Source organism: Desulfovibrio subterraneus, assembly GCF_013340285.1.
Taxonomy (GTDB): Bacteria; Desulfobacterota; Desulfovibrionia; order Desulfovibrionales; family Desulfovibrionaceae; genus Halodesulfovibrio; species Halodesulfovibrio subterraneus.
The window spans coordinates 522454-542517 of record NZ_BLVO01000013.1; the positions used below are offsets into that span (position 1 = coordinate 522454).

General features: G+C 57.2%; 21 protein-coding genes. 3 read left to right on the forward strand and 18 right to left on the reverse strand.

Annotated features, from left to right (window positions below; all coding sequences use genetic code 11):
- Positions 1-7 precede the first annotated feature (7 nt).
- A complete protein-coding gene (locus HUV30_RS09270; RefSeq protein WP_174405159.1) occupies positions 8-1594 on the forward strand; it encodes a S1 family peptidase in 1587 nt (528 codons plus the stop codon).
- Positions 1595-1673: 79 nt separating this feature from the next.
- Here HUV30_RS09270 and HUV30_RS09275 read toward each other — a convergent pair whose 3' ends face one another.
- From HUV30_RS09275 to HUV30_RS09350, 16 genes are all read right to left on the reverse strand, one after another.
- On the reverse strand, positions 1674-2168 hold the full coding sequence (locus tag HUV30_RS09275) for a putative phage head morphogenesis protein (RefSeq protein ID WP_174405160.1): 495 nt from the start codon (positions 2166-2168) through the stop codon (positions 1674-1676).
- A gap of 287 nt (positions 2169-2455) precedes the next feature.
- A complete protein-coding gene (hisA, locus tag HUV30_RS09280) occupies positions 2456-3196 on the reverse strand; it encodes a 1-(5-phosphoribosyl)-5-[(5-phosphoribosylamino)methylideneamino]imidazole-4-carboxamide isomerase (RefSeq protein WP_174405161.1) in 741 nt (246 codons plus the stop codon).
- The gene (locus tag HUV30_RS09285) at positions 3193-3837 is read right to left on the reverse strand and encodes a hypothetical protein (protein WP_174405162.1); all 645 of its coding nucleotides are present in this window, start codon (positions 3835-3837) and stop codon (positions 3193-3195) included. The genes hisA and HUV30_RS09285 overlap by 4 nt, the downstream gene beginning before the upstream one ends.
- Positions 3834-4427: an imidazoleglycerol-phosphate dehydratase HisB gene (hisB, locus tag HUV30_RS09290; RefSeq protein ID WP_174405163.1), complete on the reverse strand. Its 594-nt coding sequence runs from the start codon at positions 4425-4427 to the stop codon at positions 3834-3836. The genes HUV30_RS09285 and hisB overlap by 4 nt, the downstream gene beginning before the upstream one ends.
- A gap of 63 nt (positions 4428-4490) precedes the next feature.
- Positions 4491-5261: a twin-arginine translocase subunit TatC gene (gene tatC / locus HUV30_RS18565; protein ID WP_174406142.1), complete on the reverse strand. Its 771-nt coding sequence runs from the start codon at positions 5259-5261 to the stop codon at positions 4491-4493.
- Between the two features lie 437 nt (positions 5262-5698).
- Positions 5699-6124 carry a Sec-independent protein translocase protein TatB gene (gene tatB / locus HUV30_RS09300; protein WP_174405164.1) on the reverse strand — a complete coding sequence of 142 codons (426 nt, stop codon included), beginning with the start codon at positions 6122-6124 and terminating at the stop codon, positions 5699-5701.
- Positions 6125-6150: 26 nt separating this feature from the next.
- Positions 6151-7701 (reverse strand): glutamine-hydrolyzing GMP synthase, encoded by a 1551-nt coding sequence (guaA, locus tag HUV30_RS09305; RefSeq protein WP_174405165.1) that lies wholly within the window; start codon positions 7699-7701, stop codon positions 6151-6153.
- A gap of 30 nt (positions 7702-7731) precedes the next feature.
- Positions 7732-9189, reverse strand: coding sequence for an IMP dehydrogenase (gene guaB, locus HUV30_RS09310; RefSeq protein ID WP_174405166.1), 1458 nt, complete (start codon positions 9187-9189; stop codon positions 7732-7734).
- Positions 9190-9734: 545 nt separating this feature from the next.
- On the reverse strand, positions 9735-10331 hold the full coding sequence (locus HUV30_RS09315; protein WP_174405167.1) for a tetratricopeptide repeat protein: 597 nt from the start codon (positions 10329-10331) through the stop codon (positions 9735-9737).
- A complete protein-coding gene (locus HUV30_RS09320) occupies positions 10321-10482 on the reverse strand; it encodes a CcmD family protein (RefSeq protein WP_174405168.1) in 162 nt (53 codons plus the stop codon). Before HUV30_RS09320 ends, HUV30_RS09315 begins: the two co-directional genes overlap by 11 nt.
- A 30-nt stretch (positions 10483-10512) precedes the next feature.
- Positions 10513-11187, reverse strand: coding sequence for a cytochrome c biogenesis protein (locus HUV30_RS09325; protein WP_174406143.1), 675 nt, complete (start codon positions 11185-11187; stop codon positions 10513-10515).
- Positions 11188-11275: 88 nt separating this feature from the next.
- The gene (locus HUV30_RS09330) at positions 11276-11953 is read right to left on the reverse strand and encodes a heme exporter protein CcmB (RefSeq protein ID WP_174405169.1); all 678 of its coding nucleotides are present in this window, start codon (positions 11951-11953) and stop codon (positions 11276-11278) included.
- On the reverse strand, positions 11947-12594 hold the full coding sequence (locus HUV30_RS09335; RefSeq protein ID WP_174405170.1) for an ABC transporter ATP-binding protein: 648 nt from the start codon (positions 12592-12594) through the stop codon (positions 11947-11949). Before HUV30_RS09335 ends, HUV30_RS09330 begins: the two co-directional genes overlap by 7 nt.
- Entirely contained in the window at positions 12584-14497 is a 1914-nt protein-coding gene (locus tag HUV30_RS09340; RefSeq protein ID WP_174405171.1) for a heme lyase CcmF/NrfE family subunit, read from the reverse strand. Before HUV30_RS09340 ends, HUV30_RS09335 begins: the two co-directional genes overlap by 11 nt.
- Positions 14498-14577: 80 nt before the next feature.
- Positions 14578-14994: a cytochrome c maturation protein CcmE gene (locus HUV30_RS09345; RefSeq protein ID WP_174405172.1), complete on the reverse strand. Its 417-nt coding sequence runs from the start codon at positions 14992-14994 to the stop codon at positions 14578-14580.
- 212 nt (positions 14995-15206) lie between these two features.
- Positions 15207-16241 carry a CNNM domain-containing protein gene (locus HUV30_RS09350; protein WP_174405173.1) on the reverse strand — a complete coding sequence of 345 codons (1035 nt, stop codon included), beginning with the start codon at positions 16239-16241 and terminating at the stop codon, positions 15207-15209.
- Between the two features lie 279 nt (positions 16242-16520).
- Between HUV30_RS09350 and HUV30_RS09355 the strand changes: the two genes are divergently transcribed.
- Positions 16521-17141, forward strand: coding sequence for a D-glycero-alpha-D-manno-heptose-1,7-bisphosphate 7-phosphatase (locus HUV30_RS09355; protein ID WP_174405174.1), 621 nt, complete (start codon positions 16521-16523; stop codon positions 17139-17141).
- Positions 17141-18184, forward strand: a complete 1044-nt coding sequence (locus HUV30_RS09360; protein ID WP_174405175.1) for a glycosyltransferase family 9 protein — start codon at positions 17141-17143, stop codon at positions 18182-18184. The genes HUV30_RS09355 and HUV30_RS09360 overlap by 1 nt, the downstream gene beginning before the upstream one ends.
- A gap of 276 nt (positions 18185-18460) precedes the next feature.
- Here HUV30_RS09360 and HUV30_RS09365 read toward each other — a convergent pair whose 3' ends face one another.
- Both HUV30_RS09365 and cbiQ read right to left on the reverse strand, forming a co-directional pair.
- A complete protein-coding gene (locus HUV30_RS09365) occupies positions 18461-19237 on the reverse strand; it encodes an energy-coupling factor ABC transporter ATP-binding protein (protein ID WP_174405176.1) in 777 nt (258 codons plus the stop codon).
- Positions 19234-20013 carry a cobalt ECF transporter T component CbiQ gene (gene cbiQ, locus HUV30_RS09370; RefSeq protein ID WP_174405177.1) on the reverse strand — a complete coding sequence of 260 codons (780 nt, stop codon included), beginning with the start codon at positions 20011-20013 and terminating at the stop codon, positions 19234-19236. Before cbiQ ends, HUV30_RS09365 begins: the two co-directional genes overlap by 4 nt.
- Positions 20014-20064: the final 51 nt, after the last annotated feature.

Below are 20064 nucleotides of genomic sequence, written 5' to 3' on the forward strand. Positions count from 1 at the left end.
GGTGGAGATGAGGAAGAATTTAGTGCTGCGCGTTTTGGGGATTCTTGCCGCACTGGGCATGGCTGTCATGCTCGCGGCGTGTAACGGCCCTGTTTCCATGGGGGCTTCTCCTGCCATCAAGCAGGTGGGGGGACAGGTTGTCGGGCCGCAGGATGTGTATGAAATGTCGTTTTTTGAAGCGGTGGATATGGCCCTTACCGTTTCCAAGGACAAGTTCCGCGAAGCCGAGATAGACTACGAGGGCAGAAGCATCCGCGTGAAGAACTGCATGTATCCCGGTGGATGCATGAGTGGCGAAGTGAAGCCTCTTTTGTTGAGAGATTACAATACGCACAAGTCCGGGGTGATCTTCCTGCTCGATATCAAGGGCGAGGCTTCCAGCGATCCCTTCGAATACAAGCGCCATTCCGACCTCTTCTATGGCGGGATCAAGGAATATGCGAAGCTGCGCGGGGTGCCTCAGACCACGTTCAGGCATTATACGCAGGAAGAGGGAACCTTTATTGAAATTGCTCCCAAGGATGTTCCCCGCGATTTGGCCGGTTTCGTCTACTGGCTGGACAAGAAGGACAATCCTCAGCCGTACGAGGGCGTATACGAGTTTTCCAACGGTCGTTACACCCTTGGACTTTATTACGATGCATCAGACCGCGTGTATAAGTACAAGGCCATGATTCTGGAGACCCGCACCCGCGAATGGAACGCCGGTGAGATCAAGGTAAAGTTCAACAAGCTGGAAGCGGACAGCGGCTGTCTCAGCCGGTATTTCCTGCAGGACAAGAGCGAAGTGGGCGCCACGTGGCACGTCTACAGCGACGGGCTCGTGGCGGAAAATCTGAGTGACGGTGGCTCCAACATTGTGCTGCTGCCCGTGGACGTGAGCGGCTATACCTCGAAAGATTCCGGCCGTTCCGGCAACCGCGGCAATTCCGGCAAGAAGAGCGGTGCGACGGCGAAGAAGGGCGAGCGAACCTACCGCGCTCTCGGCAGCGGTACTGCATGGCTTCTCAGCAGCAAGTATCTTGTTACCTGCAACCATGTGGTGGATACCGGCGATACCTACTTCCTGCGAGTTGGTGACGACTACAAGGAAGTGCGCGTTGTGGCCCGCGATGCGGATCTGGACCTTGCTGCGCTCAAGCTGGTTGAAGGGGCCATTGATGATCCCATTCTGCCGCTGCGCAAGAATTCAGTGCTTGAGAACGGTTCGGAAGTGTATGCCCTCGGTTTTCCGAAGGTTGGCATTCTCGGAATGACTATCAAAATTACCGATGGCATCATCAGCGCCCAGACCGGTTTTAACGGTCGTGCGCAGGACTACCAGATTTCCGTGCCCATACAGGGCGGGAACAGCGGTGGTCCCGTGTTGGATGAATCCGGCAACGTGGCGGGGGTTGCGGCCTCCATTATACGCCACGATATTGCAGATAACGTGAGCTTCATGGTGAAGTACCAGTTCCTGAAGATGTTCCTGCAGTCACATAACGTGGAATTCACGGAGCGCGATTCCAACGAATCCATGAAGGCCAAGGATATCTTCCGCCGCTACGGCTCTTCGGTGTATCTGCTGTGGGTGCTGGAACGCAATAACTAGCGATAGCAGCGGTCTGTAAGAGAAAAAGAAGCCCCCGCCGGAGTATCCGGCGGGGGCTTTATCATGCTTTGGGGGGTGCTTAGCCTTTGCGGCGCTTGGCCCACGGAACGGAGAATATCCATTCGCTGGCGCAGTGCAGCCCGTAGCGCGGCATTTCGCTGGTAAAAATAAGGGGGGCGTTTTCCGGCACTTCTTCGGCTGAAATGATCTCGGCGCGGCAGCGGCACCCAAGGGCAAAGGGGGGCAGGCAGCGGATGAGGTCTGGGTGCGAAGCGGGCAGTATGGCCCCGTGGAGCGCCCTGCAGTGCTTGCAGGGGGGGCGCATGGCCGTATAGCCGTCGTCACTGTTGTTTGCCGGAGGATCGGTGGTGATGCGCAGATAGGCGCTTCTGTTGGCTTCCAGGGCGGCCATAACACTAAGCTGTTCGTCGCGCCATGCAAGGTAGTGTTCCATGAACGCGTCAATGTCTTCGGACGAGGCCTTGTGTTCTTCAAAGAGCAGCCAGATGACTTGTCCTGTCAGTCGCGAAAAAAGGGGATGGCGGCTGGCGAGATCTTTGAAATCAATATTCATTGTGACGACCCTGTATCAAAGTGAAGCGACGAAGCGGAGCACCATGTGCAAATTTCGTCCGGCAAAATGCCAGAGAAGGTTTACTGCGCCAGCGCGCGGCTGGCAAGTGCCAACTGGGGCAATAGGCGGGTTTTTGACTGATTGTACAGACTGGCCGCCATTACGGTGTACACATTCCCCCGTAAGAGGGTTCATATCTGCTCACGTCTGAGTGCACGCAGGCAGGATATGAAAAAGCCTGCGCCGGATTCCGGCGCAGGCTTGCGTTTTATGATGCCGTGAGCCTGTTAGCCGGGTTGCTGAGCCGCAATCCAGTCCATGGCTTCTTTCAGGTCCAGTGTGCCGGTGTATATGGCCTTGCCGGAGATGGCTCCTTCAAGATTTGCAGACCGGCTAAGGGGGTAGAGTGCCTTCACATCATCCAGCGTGGCCACGCCGCCGGCGGCAATGACAGGAACCGAAGAGGTTTCCGCCAGTTTTTTCAGGGCGGAAACGTTTACGCCGGTTTGCATACCGTCGCGGTCAATGTCGGTGTAGATGACAAACGCGGCACCCTGTTCTTCCAGACGGGGCAACACGTCGTATACGGTCAGGCCCGTATCTTCCACCCACCCCTTGGTTTTGAGCTTGCCGCCTTCGGCATCCAGAGAAACACCGATTCTGCCGGGCATGGCCTTGCACAGCTTGCCGAAAAGGTCTGGGTCGGTCAGCGCAATGGTGCCGATGATGAGGCGGGTAACGCCGGCATCAAGGTAGGCACGGGCGGTGGCAATATCGCGTATGCCGCCGCCGAGCTGCACGGGAATATCCAGATTGGAACAGATGCGCCGGATGAGGTCGCGGTTCACCGGCTCGCCGGAAAACGCGCCGTCAAGATCGACAACATGCAGCCACTTGCCACCCTGGTCCTGCCACTGGCGGGCCATGGCTACGGGGTCGGAAGAGAAAACAGTTTCTTCATCGGCCCGGCCCTGCTTCAGGCGAACTGCCTGGCCGCCCTTGATATCTACTGCGGGAAAAATGATCACAGACCCAACTCCTTGATACCCTGACGCATGCCTTCTTCCGCGAGCTGCAGTGCGGAAATCCACTTGCCCTTGCGCTCAACGAATTTGCTGAGGTTCATGAGGTTGTTGCTCAGGCTTTCCTGCGTTTCCTCAAAATGGAAACGGGAGGTTGCCCGCTGACGCTTCACGTCGATAATAAAAATGTCCATGGTGACTGCAGCGGGGTGGAATGCACCCGCTTCACCGCCGTCACGGTCCTGCCACTTGAGTACCTGAGGAACCACCAGAAAATCAACCCCCATGCATTCACCGACCTTGATCCAGCGGGCAAGTGCGGTGCTGGAGCCATCTTCCTTGCTCATGCCCAGTTCAAGGCAGCGGGCGCTGGCGCCGGAACTTTCGTAGCGTCGGTTGGTCTGGCGGAACAGCTGGGTTTCGAACGTTTCGTCAAGTTCACGCAGGGTTTTCTCTTCCAGAGCTGCCTGATCTTCGGGCACATAGCCCGCAAGCAGGTCCCATGTGTGCATGGGCTGAGTGAATCGGGCAACGCCGATGGAAACCTCGGGCAACGGGGTGGGACCCTGAGTTACCTGCTGGCAGCCGACAAGGGTGAGGCCTGCAAGTAGGAGCAGGGTGATGCAGATACGCTGAACTTGTCTCATGAATCCAGACTCCCTTTGGTGCTGAGTAGCTGCGCTCGATCGCGGCTTGCGGCCATGCGCAAGGCTAGGCCGAGACCTTTGCATGCCGATTCGAGCAGATGATGTCCATTCTTACCATACAGATATGAAATGTGCATATTGATTCTTGCCGCATAGGCAACCGATTTGAAGAATTCTCTCCACAGGTCGCTTTCGTCACCGGCAATAACCGGAGGCAGCAGTTCATCGTTCCGGTAGACCAGATAGGGACGGCCGGAAATATCTATATTCACTTCAGTCATGGATTCGTCCATGGGAACCTTGGCGAATCCTACGCGGTTGATACCTGTCTTGTCAGCAAGGCACTGGTTCATTGCCTGTCCGAGGCAAAGGCCTATGTCTTCCAATGTATGGTGCGCATCAACGTGCAGATCGCCCTCGCAGGTCAGGGTAAGGTCAAAGCCTCCCCAGAAGGCCAGCAGGGTGAGCATATGGTCGGCAAAGCCCCATCCGCTCTTCACGTCCACCTTGCCCGATCCGTCCACGTTCAGGGTCAGCGCGATGCGGGTCTCGCTCGTGTCGCGCTGTATGGTGGCTATACGTTGTGTCATGCGCATATCCTTTGGGACACCGTGCGTCTGCACGGGGTGTGCGTCACGCCGTGGGCGAGCGCGTTATTTCGCTTCGGCTGCCTCTTCGTCGTCTTCATCTTCCTCTGCCTCATCTTCTTCCGAAGGTTCTTCCTTCTTACGGCCGAAGACAGAGGCGACGATGATGGATACTTCATACAGAACAAGCAGAGGACCGGCCATCAGCAGCTGCGAGAATACGTCCGGCGGGGTCAGTATGGCACCGACCACAAAGGCACCGAGCACTGCAAACCGGCGCACCTTTCGCATCATATCTGCGGTCAGAATGCCTATTCTGCTGAGGACAAGGGCGAAGAGCGGCATTTCGAATACGAACCCGAACGCGAGCAGTAGTTTGATGGAGAAACTGAGATATTCATCCAGCTTCAGCATGGCCTGAATATGCTCGTTGTTGAAGCTCATGAAGAACTCAAACGCCGCAGGGAAAACGACAAAGTACCCGAATGAGGCCCCGCCCACAAAGAACAGGGCGGAAAATACAGCCACGGGAACAATGTATTTGCGCTCTTCTTCATACAGGCCGGGGGCGATAAAGGCCCACACCTGATAGAAAATATACGGACTGGTGAGGAAAATGCCCGCAAGGGCCGCCACCTTGAGATAGGTGAGAAAGGCTTCCTGCGGTGCGGTAAAGATGAAGCTGCTCTGCTCGGGCATGAACCGGACCATGGGAGCAACCAGCAGGTTGAACAGCTCTTCTGCAAAGCCATAACAGGCAAGACAGCCCACAATGGCTGCGAGAGCTATATATTTGAGTCTCTTGCGCAGTTCGTCCAGATGCTGGACAAGCGTCATGGGGCTCTCTTCTTCTTCTTCTTCCTCTTCTTCGTCTTCTTCCTCGTCCTCTTCTTCCGTGTCATCTATCGTATCGTCGGTAACGGCCGGAAGCAGGGACGGGTCATCAATGCCTTCGCTTGAGGATTCCTCAAAAGGGAAGGGGGGCGGAGGGTGAGGAACAGAGTCAGAAACTGCCGGGGCGGCATCGGCCGCCCCGGCATCGGGAGTATCAGAATCGGAAAGGGCAGGCATATCACCCTGCTTGTCACCAGATGCAGGAGCATCGGGTACTACGTCAGATGCAGGGGCATCGGGTACTACGTCAGATGCCATAGCATCGGCTGCATTCTCAGCGTCATCACCTGCAGATTTCGGCACGACAGCCTCTTCGGCTCCATTCTTTGCCGCTGCGTCTTCGGCAGCATCGTCATTCCGGGGCTTGTTATCGGCGTCACTCATGCCTTTTCCCCGGCTACAACAGTGCTTTCGGAAGAAGATGTGACAACTTCCACGACTTCAGGGTCCGGAGGAACAGCCAGATCACCCGCAGGCTGCCCGGCAGCCTTGGCCTTCTTTTCACCCGGCTTTTCAGCCGTTTTGGTGGCAGACTTGGCCTTGGTTTTCTTCTTCTTCGGCTTTACCTCTTCCTCTGCATCATCTTCATCGCCGTAGAGTCGCTTGGCAGCGGCTTTCTTGCGTTTCTCGTGTTCTTCCATGTCGATTTCAGTGTTTATGGTCCGCTGAAAATCGGTGGATACGCGGCGGAATTCCGCCATGCCCTTGCCCAGAGTGCGGGCAATTTTAGGCAGACTCTTTGGCCCGAGAACGATCAGGGCCACAACAAGAATAACAAGTATTTCAGTAGTTCCGATGCCGAACATGCCTTTCTTGCCTGAGTTTTGTTAGATTATTCCCACTCAATGGTGCTCGGGGGCTTGGAAGAGATGTCGTACACTACGCGGTTAACGCCCTTTACTTCATTGATGATGCGGCTGGAAATGCGCTCCAGAATTTCGGAGGGCATGCGAACCCAGTCCGCAGTCATGGCGTCAACGCTGTCAACAATACGCAATGCAATGACATGCTCATAGGTACGGTCGTCGCCCATGACCCCGACGGTCTTGAGCGGCAGCAGTACGGCAAATCCCTGCCACACTTTGCGATACCATCCGGAGGCCGTCAACTCGTTCTGCACGATTTTGTCAGCTTTACGCAGAATTTCCAGACGTTCGTCGGTGATTTCACCGATAACGCGGATGGCAAGCCCGGGACCGGGGAAGGGATGACGCCATACAATGGAGTCGGGCATGCCCAGTTCCATGGCCACCTTGCGTACTTCGTCCTTGAAGAGTTCACGCAGAGGTTCGATGAGCTTGAGCTTCATCGTTTCCGGCAGGCCGCCCACGTTGTGGTGGCTCTTGATAACGGCAGAGGGGCCCTTGTGAGAAATGGATTCGATAACGTCGGGGTACAGGGTGCCCTGTGCCAGGTAGGAAACGTTGTCGATGCGGTGGGCTTCTTCATCAAATACTTCGATGAATTCGTAGCCGATGATCTTCCGCTTCTTCTCGGGATCTTCCACTCCGGCGAGCTTGGAGAGGAAACGTTCGCTGGCGTCCACGACCGTGAGGTTCAGGTCGAAGTGCTCACGCAGGTAGCTGGAAACTTCTTCCACTTCCTGTGCGCGCATCAGGCCGTTGTCCACGAAGATGCAGTGCAGGCGGTGGCCGATGGCCTTGTTGAGCAGCACGGCAACCACGGTGGAGTCGATGCCGCCGGAAAGGCCGCATACCACGTTGCCATCGGGGCCAACTGCTTCACGCACCTGCTGGATGACGCTGTCGATGAAGCCGGACATGGTCCAGTCGGCCTTGATCTTGGCAATCTTGAACAGGAAGTTGTTGATGAGCTGGGTTCCATCTTCGGAGTGGTGCACTTCGGGATGGAACTGCAGTGCGTAGATTTTTTTGGCTTCGTTCGCCATGGCAGCGATATCCAGAGTCTGGGTGCGGCCGATGACTTCAAAGCCGTCGGGCAGGCTCTTCACCTTGTCGCCGTGAGACATCCACACGCGGGAGGGGGAAGAAAGGTCCAGCCCTTCGAAGAGGGGGGTCTCCTTCAGCATGGTGAAGTCGGCAGGACCGTATTCGCGGGTCTCGGAGCTGCCCAGCGAACCGTTCAGGTTGTGTGCCAGAAGCTGCATGCCGTAGCATATGCCCAGTACCGGAACACCGAGTTCCAGCAGCCCCATGTCGAGGGTGGGGGCATCCTTGTCACCTACGCTGGAAGGTCCGCCGGAAAGGATGACGGCGGAAGGCTGCATGGCCTTTACTTCTTCTGCGGTGACAATGCAGGGGTGGATTTCCGAGTATACGCCGGCTTCACGCACGCGGCGTGCGATGAGCTGTGTGAACTGGGAACCGTAGTCAACTATGATGACTTTGCTTATGGAATCCATGTTGTTCCTCTATGGTACGGTTCTGCGAACCTAGTTTTCCATTTTATAGTTGGGAGCTTCCTTGGTGATGATGACGTCATGGACGTGGGATTCGCGCAGACCGGCTGCGGAAATCTGGACCATGCGTGCCTTGTGGGAAAGGTCGGCGATGGTTGTCGCACCCACATAGCCCATGCCTGAACGCAGGCCACCGATGAGCTGGTGAACGGTGTCGGTGACAGGTCCCTTGTAGGGAACACGGCCCACGATGCCTTCGGGAACGAGCTTCTTGCTCTTTTCCTGGAAGTAGCGGTCGGAGCTGCCTGCCTTCATGGCGTCGATGGAACCCATGCCGCGGTAGTTCTTGTAGCGGCGGCCCTGATAGAGCACGGTTTCACCGGGAGATTCGTCAGTGCCTGCGAACATGGAACCCATCATGACGGAATGCGCCCCTACGGCAATGGCCTTGACCACGTCGCCGGAGTACTTGATGCCGCCGTCGGCGATGATGCATCTGTCCATTTCCCGTGCTGCCTTGTAGGCTTCCTGAACGGCGGTAACCTGCGGAACGCCCACACCTGCAACGATGCGGGTGGTGCAGATGGAGCCGGGTCCGATGCCGACCTTCACGGTGTCTGCGCCGGATTTGAAGAGCGCCATGGCACCTTCATACGTGGCGATGTTGCCTGCAATGATCTGCGCGTTGGGGAAGCTGCTGCGGATCATGGCCACAGAGTCCAGAATGTTTCTGGAATGACCGTGGGCCGAGTCAAGCACCAGTGCGTCGGCACCGGCCTTGAGCAGCGCTTCGGCGCGCATTTCGCAATCCTTGCCTACACCAAGCGCAGCAGCAACGCGCAGGCGGCCGCTTTCGTCCTTGGCGGAGTGGGGATACTTCACCACCTTGTCGATGTCCTTCATGGTGATGATGCCCTTGAGGGTGCGGTCCTTGTCGACCACCAGCAGTTTTTCAATGCGGTGTTCGTGGAGGTGGCGCTTGGCTTCTTCAAGGGTGGTGCCCACGGGAACGGTGACGAGATTTTTGCTGGTCATGACCTCAGATACCTTTGTGGTATCGGGGGCTTCGACAAAGCGTACGTCGCGGTTGGTAAGTATGCCCACAAGTTCCTTGCCGCGCAGTACGGGCAGGCCGGAAACCTTGTATACGGACATGACTTCCAGAGCCTGGGTAATGGTCAGTTCAGGCACAATGGTGACAGGGTCGATGATCATGCCGGATTCGGACTTCTTGACCTTCTGCACTTCAAGGCACTGCTGTTCCAGCGGCATGTTTTTGTGAACAACCCCTATGCCGCCGTTGCGCGCCATAGCGATGGCCATTTCGGACTCCGTAACGGTGTCCATGGCTGCGGAAATGAGGGGAATGTTCAGGGGAATAGAGTTGGTAAGCTTGGTGCTGACGTCTACCATGTCCGGAGTGGTCTCGGAGTAACCGGGAAGAAGCAGGACGTCGTCAAACGTCAAAGCCTTGCCTATGATTTCGCTCATCGTGTGGGTCTCCCAAAGGTTGTTGTGGCTATCATTTCAAGGCCCGAACGAGGTTGGCTCGTTGTAAGGTCTCTTTCGCTGGCACAGTACCGGCCGCCTTGCCACGCCTTTGCCGGTGGTCTTGCGTGTATGGACAGTGCAACCTGCCCCGGCATCGGGTGCGTATGGAAAAAGCTCTTCCTGACGGCTTCTATAAAGCTGTGTTCCGTTTTTACAAAAATGTTAAAGTATAATTTACCATGATACGTTGTCGCAGGGGCGAATGTCAATACTGGGTGTCGCTTCGTATGTGTAACGGGGCGGCAGAAGAGCCGCTGATGAGGAGTAATGGCGGAGTATGTATCATGGTGCATTCTTGGCAGCATTCGCTAAGTTATGTCACAATCAGAAAAGGGGCAATACGGTTTGGCTGTTCGTTGCGGCAGTACGTTGTTATTGCCATGGAAAATCATGCAGTTCCGGTTGGGCCCTTGATGACTGTTTTCAAATGCGAGAAGGGGCACCGGTTGTTTCCGGTGCCCCTTTTCCTTATTATCTATCTGTATTTATTTGTGTTCAGTGTCAAGCTCGGTCTGTGCGCGCTGCTTGAGTTCGGCGTCGGCCTTGGGGTTGGCAAGCAGAGCCTCGAAATGAGGTTTCGCCTTGTCGGGCTGCTTGAGGAAATGTTTGTAGATGATGCCGAGATTGTAGCGGGCAGAGGCATCGTCTTCCAGCGCAATGAGGCTCTCGAACACTTCCACGGCTTCTGCGGGCTTCTGTTCATTGAAGAGGATGATGCCGTGCATGTACAGCACCTGCGGATCGGAAGGTGCCACTACCTGTGCCTTCTGCACAAAGAAACCGGCGCGGTTCCAGTCTTGCTGGCGGATGAAGAAGTCGGTGAGCTGCTTGAGCACACCTACGTTATTGGGGTCTTCCTTCATCAGCGCCATCAGGTGCGTGAGTTCGTCTGTTCCGCTTTCGGCGCCGCCACCGGCAGGCATGGCTTGCGCAGCTTGCTGTCTGCCCGGTTCGGTCAGGTTGGGATGCGAAGTGCGATATGCGAACGACGCGACAAGAATGGCACACAGGCTGAGGCCGATGAGACCGAGAACGAGCTTCTTGCCGCCGTTGAGAGCGGTGAGTGCAATATTAGTTGCCATTATGGGACTCCGTTCCGGAATCTGCCAGCAGTTCCATCTGGCGGATACGTTTTTCAATCTGCTTCTGGTTTGCTGCCAGAAGGCCTATGTAGCCGCCCAAGCCGAGCCAGATGGCGATGTTGGCCATGAGAAGCCAGGTTGAATTTTCCATATACCTCTCCTGAATTATGCCCGGAGGGCGTTACATGTCTTCACAGGTAGCCATGGTGTCGAGCCTGTCCGTCATGGCGGACTGGCGCGTGCGCACTGCCGTGAGTGCCAGCCAGAACAGGCCGAAGGTCAGCACGCAGGCAATAACGGTCAGCTTCATTTCCGGCTCCAGCCCGCCGCCCTTGGATGCGAACACCGCAGGGTGGATGGAGCGCCACAGGCGGGCGGAAAGAAAGACCAGCGGAACATCAACAAAGGCGGCAATGCCGAGCACTGCGCAGACCACTGCGCGACGTTCGCGCGACAGGGCCATGGAACGGAGGATGAGATAGCCCGCATAGACGAACCACATGATGAGCGTGGTGGTGAGGCGCGGGTCCCATGTCCACCATACCCCCCAGCTGTGCTTGCCCCAGACCATGCCTGTGGCAAGGGCGAGTCCGCTGAAAAGTACACCGATTTCGGCGCAGGCACCGGCAAGGTTATCCCAGAACCATGTGCGCTTCTTCAGGTACATGATGGAAGCGACAAAAACCACGGCGAAGCTGAAGAGCGACCACCATGCCAGCGGCAGGTGGAAGTAGAAGATCTTCTGCACAATGCCCATGGTCTGCTCGACGGGGGCGTAGATGAATATGAGGTACTGGCAGATGGCAAAGGCAATTCCGGCTGCCAGAGAAGTGAACGTGATCCAGTTTTCGCGCATCATGGCCTCGCTGCGAAGAGGGTTGCGGGGGTGGCGGATCTGCGGTGTGCGGCGCAGGCATATCCGATTTGGCTACGGCAGTCTCGTATCATTCTTCACCGCTATACACAAAGCCGAAGAGCAGCAGACCGGTGGCGCCGAACAGGGCGTCAAAGGCTGCGGCAAGGCCCAGCCAGTTGCTTGCACCTTCCGGAATATCGCCGGAAAAGGCAGCGGCTCCGATGCGGATGCCCGCCAGCAGAACCGGTATGAGCAGCGGAAAGAGAATGATCGACAGCAGGGATTCCCTGGCAGCCTGCCCCTGCGACAGCGCACCGAGCAGCGAGCCGAGCATGACCACGCCTATGTCCGTGAGCAGAAGAACGGCAAGTCCGGTGGCCCAGTGCTCAGAAACACTCTGCCCGAGAAACACGATGGTAGCCGGGACGAAAACCAGCTGGGCGCAGAGCAGCAGAATCAAGCCTGCAAGGGCCTTGCCCAGCCAGACGGATTGCACCGGCATGGGCGAAAGCAGCAGGCCGAAGCGCGCCCCGTTCTGTTCCTCAATACTGAACAGCGTGTTGAAGATGAGCACCTGACAGAAGGCAGAGGCCAGCCAGAAAATGGAGGCGGCCGCCTGTGGTGCCATGACTTCACCAACCTGCTGAGACAGGCTGAACACGAATATGAGCAGCAGACCGAGCAGCAGGGCCTGAATCAGCCCCGTGCCGCGGGCCAGAACAAGGCGCAGATCTTTTGCAGCTATTGTAGCGGCATATTTCAGCATACGGCCTCCGGCGTGTAACCGCTGGCAGGACCGTAATAGTCGACTCGCTTGTCACGAATGGCGAGCACATTGTCAGCCCGGACAAGGTCGGCCGCCACGGAGTGGCTTATCCACACAAGTCCGGCACCGCGTTCGCGCGCCGTTGCAATTTCATTATGCAGAATGGACATGGAGCGCACATCCAGCCCCGTTCCCGGCTCGTCCAGCAGGATGAGCGAGGGGTTGAGGAGGAATACACGGGCAAGGTTCAGGCGCTGGGCCATGCCGCGCGAGAAGGTGCCTGCCCGTTCAAAGGCAAAGCGCTTCAGTTCTACCCGCTCCAGTGCCTCAAGAAGTTCGTTCTCTCCGATGTTCAGGTCGTGAACCGAGGACCAGAAGGACAGATTCTCCATGGCCGAGAGATCAGGGTAGATGAAGGTCTGGTGTCCCACATAGCCCACACCTGCGTCACCGGCGTTGCACTCAACCGCGCCGGCACTGGGCCGGGCAAGCCCGGCCATGATCTTGAGCAGGGTGGATTTGCCCGCACCGTTGGGTCCGGCAAGGATGGTGACCGTTCCGGCTTCCACCGTGCAGGTCACATCCTTGATGATGAGCTTGGTGCCATAGAACTTGGCAACCTTGTCCAGCTTACAGAGCATCTTCTTCCCTGCGTTCTCTGTTGCGATAGCTGCAAAGGCCCAGCAGCGGGAAGAGACACATGAGCGTGCCGCCTATCCATACCCAGTTCACCAGCGGGTTCACGCTGAGCTTCAGGGTTGCGGCTTCGGTCTCGTCGGCGCCGAGCAGGGTGCCGTAGAGTTCGTTGCCGAGCGAAGGAATGGTGGCCGCTTCGGAGAAGGCGCTGCGCTGGAACTTGTGGTACAGGCGGCGCTGGGGCTGCATGGTGCCGACGAACTTGCCGTCCTTTGTTACTTCAAGGTCAGCCTGAATGAAGATGTAGGCGCGTTCGCTGCCCTGATGCAATTTCTTGTAGGTGAAGGTGTAGTCGCCAACCTGCATGGTTTCGCCGACCTTGATCTCACCTTCCGCTTCCGCCTTGTAGGGGCCGGATATGGCCACGCCGAGCACGGTCAGAGCAAGGCCCACGTGTACGCCGTATGCGGCGATGGAGCGCATGTTCCTGCGCATGGCAGGTTCGGAGGCGAACATCAGGAGTATGCCCGCAATGCCTGCCAGTGCGGTGGCACCACCGGCAATGGCCATGGGCATGGTGAAGCCCTGCGTATACAGAACGCCTGCAAAGGCGGCAAAGGCGGCACCGACAATGGCGGCCTTCTTGGTATCACGGATGCCGCCCTTCCAGCCGAGCCACGGACAGACCATGAGCAGGGCGGAGAGGATGACGAACAGCGGCAGACATACTCGGTTGTAGAAGGCGGGCTCCAGACCGACCGGATTCTCGCTCCAGAACTTGGAGAACACGGGCCACATGGTGGCGAAGAGGATGATCACGCCCAGCGTCATCAGTACCCATGCGGCGATGACAAGGAAGCCTTCGCGGCTTGCGATGTCGGACAGCGGACGGGAATCAGGATGACGGTACTGAATGGAGATCAGCAGGCTGATGAAGGTGAACACTATGATGAAAATAAGCAGGGGGGTGCCCACACCGCCGTCGCCGAAGGCGTGCAGCGAATCAACCACGCCGCTGCGGACCAGATAGGTGGCGAAGAATGCCGAGATGCTGGTCAGCGCGATGAGGAAGATGTTTATGCGGTGCAGTTTGTTGCGGCGCGTTTCGATAACTGAGGTATGCAGAAATGCGGATGCAACGAGCCAGGGAATGAGCGATGCGTTTTCAACGGGGTCCCATGCCCAGTAACCGCCCCAGCCGAGTTCCATGTAGGACCACCAGCCGCCGAGGATGATGCCTGCGGTCAGGGTGAGCCATGCGATGAGAATGAAGTTGCGGGAAATTTCGGTCCACGAGCCTTCCTGCTTGTAGGTGCCGTTCAGCGCCTGCGCAAGGGCAAGACAGCCGGGAATGGTGAAACCGCCGTACCCGAGGAACAGCAACGGGGGGTGGAAGATCATGCCCGGGTTCTGCAGCAGGGGGTTCAGGCCGTTGCCGTCTGCGGGGGCAGGGTCAACCATCTTGAAGGGGTTGCTCCATGCGGTGAGCAGCAGCAGGAAGAAGGCCATAACGGCAAGGAAGATAATCCAGAACCACAGCTTGGTGCCGTCCGAAAGGCTCTGGTAGGCGTCTGAAGTAAGGAAGAATACGCCGAAAATGGCCACTGACCATGCCCAGAAAAGTAGAGAACCGGCCTGTCCGGCCCAGAAGGCGGTCATGCGGTAGAAGGTGGCGAGGTCAAGGCTGGTGTAGCTGGCTACATAGACGTTGGTGAAATCGTAGTTCACCAGCGCCCAGAGCAGGATGAAGCAGCTTACGGTCATCAGGGCGGTGACCATGAGATGGGCTTTTTCCATCCACGGCAGTATCAGGGTGCGGCCCTGCCATATCTGCATGACGGCCACAAGGCCGAAGCCGACGGAAAACATGAGTGACGCCACGAGCAAGAGATACGCGAGAAGGTGCATGATACTCCTTCAGCCGGAATCCGGCGCAGAGATTGGGGTATGGTTGCTGGTCCGTGTCGGTAGGCTGTACGGTCCGGGGACTATTCCTGACGGTTTTCCTTCTGATACTTGGAAGGACATTTGGTCATGAGCGTCTTGGCGGTGAAGTTCTTGCCGGACGCATCAAGACCGCCCTCCACAATGACCTCAACCCCGGGCTTGAACGTGTCGGGCACTGCTCCGCGGTAGGTTATGCGCATTTCGAGGGACGTATTGTCCTTGTCTTCGATGAGGAAGGAAACACCGGGGCCGTTGGGAACATCTTCAATGCCCTCTGCCTTAACGGTGCCGAAAAGCCGTACGGAGTGCAGTTTTTCGGCCGGCATTGCCAGCGCTTCGGATACGTTCAGGAAGTAGACACTGTTCTCGGAAAGCCCCGAAAACAGCAGATAGCCAACGCCGCCGAGGAAGAGAAGCAGCGCCGCAAGGTAGACGCTTTTACCATTCTTTTTTGCCACAGGGCCTCCTGAAATTGTCAATGGCAACAAAGTTGGGCCATATTAGTATTTATTCCTGATAAGAGGTGTCTTACGCGCTTTCAAGCCCGAGTCAACCTCTGCAAGCGGATGTATCGTAGATGATGCTGATATTCCAAGTAAAAATATTATACATCACCCGGGTGCTTTGTGTGGTAATCTTCTGTAATTGCTGAATAACAGTGTCTCTGGTGTCAGGCGCCGGATTTCGTCAGCTGGCTCCGTTTGCGGCGCGCAAGCTGGCGCAGGTCTTCCACGCGGTCTGTCTCATCCACAATTTCCTTGCCCAGAATCTCTTCAAGCACGTCCTCCAGCGCTACCACGCCGGAAAGGCCGCCGTATTCGTCCAGAACCACGAAAAGGTGCATGCGTACTTCGAGAAAGTTGAGGAGCAGCTTGTCCAGCGTTACGGATTCCAGAACAAAGTGCACGGGGCGCATGATCTCGGCGAGTTTGGTTTCGTCGCGGTCGGCGGCTATTTCTTCCAGAATCGCACGGCGCAGCACAAGGCCCACCATGTCTTCGTTGTGTTCGTCGTATACCGGGATGCGGCTGTAGTGCCAGAAGTCGCCTTGTTCGCGGGCCTGCTGCACTGTCATGTCTGCGGGCAGCGAAAAGGTGACTGTGCGGGGGGTCATGATGTCTTCCACCCGCTTATGGTCAAGTGAGAGGATGTTGCGGATGGAGGTTTCTTCATACGGTTTGATGGAGCCGGAACGGCGGGAAAGGCTCACAACGGCGCGTATGTCGTCTTCCGTGGTGTGCGGGCTGCTCTTTTCAGGGGTGAGCATGCGGGTCAGCGCACCGCCGACAATGATGACCGGCTTGAGGCTCCAGACCAGAAAGGCCAGCGGGCGGGCGATGACGGGCGCCAGCGGACGGGCATAGGAAACGCCCAGAGTCTTGGGGATGACTTCGGAAAAAATGAGAATGGCGACAGTGAAGGCCGCGGCGAAAACGGCCATGTACTGGGGGCCGAACACGTCGGCAAACGCGGCACCGGCCACGGCGGCGCCTGCGGTGTTGGCCACTGTGTTCAGGGTAAGAACAGCCGTGATGGGTTCTTCTATACGCTGTCTCAGCCGGTAGAGAATTTCACCGGACCGCCTGCCGTCGTTACGCAGGCGTTCTATGTAGCTCCAGGGGATGGAATAGAGAACTGCCTCGGTCACGGAACAGGATGCAGATATGAGAACGGCAAATGCAACGGCGAGAGTGAGTTCAAGCATGTTGTTTCCTTCCGCCGGGTGTGGCGGAGCGGGGGTGGTTTGGGGATTGCGTGATCCGGCTATTGTATAAAGGCTGAGGTGGGAATTGCAAGCTTTTCAGGGGGCGTGAAAATGCGAATAACGGGGCTGTTATGCGCTTCTTGCCAAAACTCCCTGCGCGTGCCAAGAAACGCGCAGCCTGCAGCGGCTTGGTGCACATGTATTGCCCGCCGCATCTAACACTTCGGCATTGCTATGGAATAGCTGCAGGTTCCGGTTACACTTACAGCAGGAGACACGATGCCCCGGATTCGCAATATCCTTCTTGACCGTGACGGCACGGTGATTCTCGACAAGCACTACCAACATGATCCGGCAGAACTCGAATTCGAGTCCGGTGCGGTTGAAGGGCTTGCGCGTCTTGCCGGAGCAGGCATGCGCTTTTTCGTTCTGACCAACCAGTCCGGCATTGGACGCGGCTATTTTTCCGAACAGGCCATGGATGCCTGTACCCGGAGGCTGGACGAAATGCTTGCCGCCCACGGCGTAGTAGTGACGGATACCATCTACTGCCCGCATGCGCCGGAAGATACCTGCCGTTGCCGCAAGCCTGATACGGGCATGTGGGAAGTGCTGCGCGAGAGGCACGGGCTGTTGCCGGAAGAATGCGTGATGATCGGTGACAAGATTGCCGATGTGCACTTCGGTCTCAGGGCCGGACTTGCCGCCTCGGTGCTTGTACTGACAGGCAAAGGCGAAAAGCAGGCCCGCAAGCTTGGCCTGCCGGATTTTGAGTCCTGCCCCGCATCACGGTGGATGGACACCGGCAATGTGGAAGGCGGATGGCCGAACTGTGTTGCCCGTGATCTTGAAGGGGCGGCGCAGTGGATACTTGAATCCCTGCATGAGCCGGAGGCGTAATGAGCCGTATAGGTATATGGAATACCGCTTTTCTGGGAGACGCGGTGCTGACCTTGCCGCTGATCCGCACCGTCCGGGCTGCCTATCCTGACGCGGAAATCGATTTCTACGTCCGCAAGGGGCTGCGTTCCCTGTTTACGGGGCAACCCGAACTTGCAGAAGTGTATGAGTATGACAAGCGCGGCAGCCAGAACGGTTTTCTCGCTGCCGCTTCCATGGGCCGCGAGCTTGCTTCGCGCAATTACTCGTTATGGATTTCTGCCCACACAAGCCTGCGCAGCGGCATTATTGCCCGCTGGACCAGCGCCCGTATGCGCATCGGCTACAGCCGTCCTTTTTTCAATCAATGGTTCTACACGCATACGGTGGACAGGCGTTTCCCCGAGCTTGAAGAAATTGAGCGCCTGCTGCAACTGGTGAAGCCCCTCGGCATAGAACATGTGCACGACTGGCCCGAGCTCGTGCTTCCGGCAGATGCGCTGGCAGCGGCAGATGCGTTCTGGCAGGAGCGGATAACCGGCCCCGTGCTCGGGGTGCATCCGGGGTCGGTGTGGGGAACCAAGCGCTGGCCTGCCGCATCTTATGCGGAAATAGTGCGACGCGGTGTGGAGGCAGGCGCACAGGTGCTGGTGTTTGCCGGACCCGGCGAAGAGCACATGGCGCGTGAAGTTCTGGATACCTGCGGAGTTGCTGCATTGGACAAGGTCATCGACCTTTCGGCCAAGCTTTCGCTGCCTGTTCTTGCGGCGTATCTCGGCCGTCTGGACTGCTACGTGACCAACGATTCCGGCCCCATGCATCTGGCATGGGCGCAAAAAACACCGGTGACGGCCATTTTCGGCCCCACGGTACAGGCGCTTGGCTTTTATCCGCGCGGCAAGGATTCCACCGTGCTGGAGGCAGATGTGGCCTGCCGTCCCTGTGGTCTGCATGGTCCGCAGGAATGCCCCAAGGAACATTTTGCCTGCATGCGGCAGGTAACACCGGATATGGTGTGGAAGGATGTGGAAGGCAAGCTCTTCCGTAATGCCGCAACGATCTGATTGCCGGATTTTGACGAATAACAGACGGGCGTGGTGTTTATGCACCACGCCCGTCTGACGTTGATAAGAGCATTTTTGAGTGGTTTGCCTCCGGCGGGCAGGGGGATAATCCCCCTGCACCCGGTGTAAGCGATAAAGTGCATCTTTGGGCTTCAATTCCGGCTTAATGATGATTGTGTTTTTATTGAGGGGCGTCAAACAGACGGACGTGGTGTGTATGCACCACGCCCGTTTTTCTTTGTATTCTGACTGAATCTCGCAAATACTCGGCTGTGATCAGGAGGCGTTATCCTCGTGCTTGTGGTCTACATTGCCGCCGTCGTGAATATGAACGTGAACATGCGGCACGTATTCGGCATCCTGCACAATACCCTTGCGCAACGTGACGAAGCGCGAGCAGGTGCGTTCCAGAAAATCCCAGTCGTGCGAGATGATGCAACGGGTAATGGGCAGCCCGTTCAGGTGCTCGATAAGGCGCGCACGCGTGTCCGGATCAAGATCGTTTGTAGGTTCGTCGAGCAGCAGCACCTTGGGTTGCATAGCCAGCACTGAGGCAAGGGCCACCATCTTTTTTTCACCGCCGGAAAGCCGGTGTGTCACGCGGTCCTCGAAGCCATGCAACCCCAGAGAGTGCAGGGTTGCAAGGGCAACCTCACGGGCTTCATCGGGTGACATGCCCAGATTGAGCGGGCCAAAGGCCACGTCTTCAATGACGGTGGGAGAGAAAAGCTGATCGTCGGATTGCTGAAAAAGATATCCCACCTCACGGCGCAGCATTTGAAAGCCCTTTTCGCCGGTCACTATGCCGCCGTTATACCATACATGCCCCTGCGATGGTTTTATGAGGCCCATCATGGTATGCAACAGGGTCGTCTTGCCACTGCCGTTGTGGCCTATCAAGGCAACACGATCCCCTTCAAACAGGGTGATGGTGGCGTTATCCAGCGCCCGCGTGGCAGAGCCGGGATAGGAGTAACTTATATTTTCTGCACGGAGTAGAGGCAGGCCGATTTCTGCGGCCGTGTGATGTTTGCAGTCGGGAGTATGTGTCATGGCATTACCGTGAGCGGGCCGAAGCGCAGGATGAGGTCGTAGCCGAAGCTGATGGCAAAGGGAGCTGTAATCATGAGTGCTGTGGCAATGTCCTGCAGATGCAGCCGTTGTTCGTGCAGGGTGCGGAACGTGCCTGAAAAACCGCGCAGCCGCATGGCGCTGTTTACGCGTTCGGCTCTGTCCCAGCTCCGCACGAGCACCATGGCGGCAAGGTTTGCATAGGTTCTGTACGTGTGCATGTTTGTACCCGGAATAAAACCTCTGATTTTGGCCGCAGTACACAGGCGTTCATACTCCTGTGCAATGACATGGATGTAGCGCCACGTGAAGAGAAAGAGCAGGGCCAGCTTGTCGGGAACATGCAGTGACGACAGGGCGGAACCCGTTGCAGTGACTGTGGACGTGGCTATGAGCGCGATGAAGGTGAGGATGATGGCGTTTGACTTGAGGGTAATGAGCGCGGCAAGGCGTATGCCTTCCGCAGTGGCCGTCAGGGGGCCGAAGTTCGCCAGAGGTGTGCCGGGGGTGGAAAAGGGCAGGAATATCCACAGCAGGGCCATGAACAGGTTCACCAGAGCCATGCGTCGCATCAGCGGACCTGCCGGAGGGCGGGCCATGGCCATGAGCAGCAGGGAGATGGCAAGTACCGCAAGGGCGCTTTCCATGTGCTGCATTAGCGCGGTGGGGATGGCGGAACAGACTGCTGCGAGTATCTTGCATCGGGGGTCAAGTCTGTGCATGGGGCTGGTGCCCGAGGAAAACGGCTCTTCTAGCATCCGCACATCCTGTTATGGCAGCCCGTGAGGCAGACGGCAGCTCCGGAGATT

Excerpts from the sequence above, each read along its gene's own strand:
- HUV30_RS09270 (WP_174405159.1), top strand. The coding sequence starts at position 8 with ATGAGGAAGAATTTAGTGCTGCGCGTTTTGGGGATTCTTGCCGCACTG.
- HUV30_RS09275 (WP_174405160.1), bottom strand. The coding sequence starts at position 2,168 with ATGAATATTGATTTCAAAGATCTCGCCAGCCGCCATCCCCTTTTTTCG.
- HUV30_RS09285 (WP_174405162.1), bottom strand. The coding sequence starts at position 3,837 with ATGAGACAAGTTCAGCGTATCTGCATCACCCTGCTCCTACTTGCAGGC.
- hisB (WP_174405163.1), bottom strand. The coding sequence starts at position 4,427 with ATGACACAACGTATAGCCACCATACAGCGCGACACGAGCGAGACCCGC.
- tatC (WP_174406142.1), bottom strand. The coding sequence starts at position 5,261 with ATGACGCTTGTCCAGCATCTGGACGAACTGCGCAAGAGACTCAAATAT.
- tatB (WP_174405164.1), bottom strand. The coding sequence starts at position 6,124 with ATGTTCGGCATCGGAACTACTGAAATACTTGTTATTCTTGTTGTGGCC.
- guaA (WP_174405165.1), bottom strand. The coding sequence starts at position 7,701 with ATGGATTCCATAAGCAAAGTCATCATAGTTGACTACGGTTCCCAGTTC.
- guaB (WP_174405166.1), bottom strand. The coding sequence starts at position 9,189 with ATGAGCGAAATCATAGGCAAGGCTTTGACGTTTGACGACGTCCTGCTT.
- HUV30_RS09315 (WP_174405167.1), bottom strand. The coding sequence starts at position 10,331 with ATGGCAACTAATATTGCACTCACCGCTCTCAACGGCGGCAAGAAGCTC.
- HUV30_RS09320 (WP_174405168.1), bottom strand. The coding sequence starts at position 10,482 with ATGGAAAATTCAACCTGGCTTCTCATGGCCAACATCGCCATCTGGCTC.
- HUV30_RS09325 (WP_174406143.1), bottom strand. The coding sequence starts at position 11,187 with ATGCGCGAAAACTGGATCACGTTCACTTCTCTGGCAGCCGGAATTGCC.
- HUV30_RS09330 (WP_174405169.1), bottom strand. The coding sequence starts at position 11,953 with ATGCTGAAATATGCCGCTACAATAGCTGCAAAAGATCTGCGCCTTGTT.
- HUV30_RS09335 (WP_174405170.1), bottom strand. The coding sequence starts at position 12,594 with ATGCTCTGTAAGCTGGACAAGGTTGCCAAGTTCTATGGCACCAAGCTC.
- HUV30_RS09340 (WP_174405171.1), bottom strand. The coding sequence starts at position 14,497 with ATGCACCTTCTCGCGTATCTCTTGCTCGTGGCGTCACTCATGTTTTCC.
- HUV30_RS09350 (WP_174405173.1), bottom strand. The coding sequence starts at position 16,241 with ATGCTTGAACTCACTCTCGCCGTTGCATTTGCCGTTCTCATATCTGCA.
- HUV30_RS09355 (WP_174405174.1), top strand. The coding sequence starts at position 16,521 with ATGCCCCGGATTCGCAATATCCTTCTTGACCGTGACGGCACGGTGATT.
- HUV30_RS09360 (WP_174405175.1), top strand. The coding sequence starts at position 17,141 with ATGAGCCGTATAGGTATATGGAATACCGCTTTTCTGGGAGACGCGGTG.
- HUV30_RS09365 (WP_174405176.1), bottom strand. The coding sequence starts at position 19,237 with ATGACACATACTCCCGACTGCAAACATCACACGGCCGCAGAAATCGGC.
- cbiQ (WP_174405177.1), bottom strand. The coding sequence starts at position 20,013 with ATGCTAGAAGAGCCGTTTTCCTCGGGCACCAGCCCCATGCACAGACTT.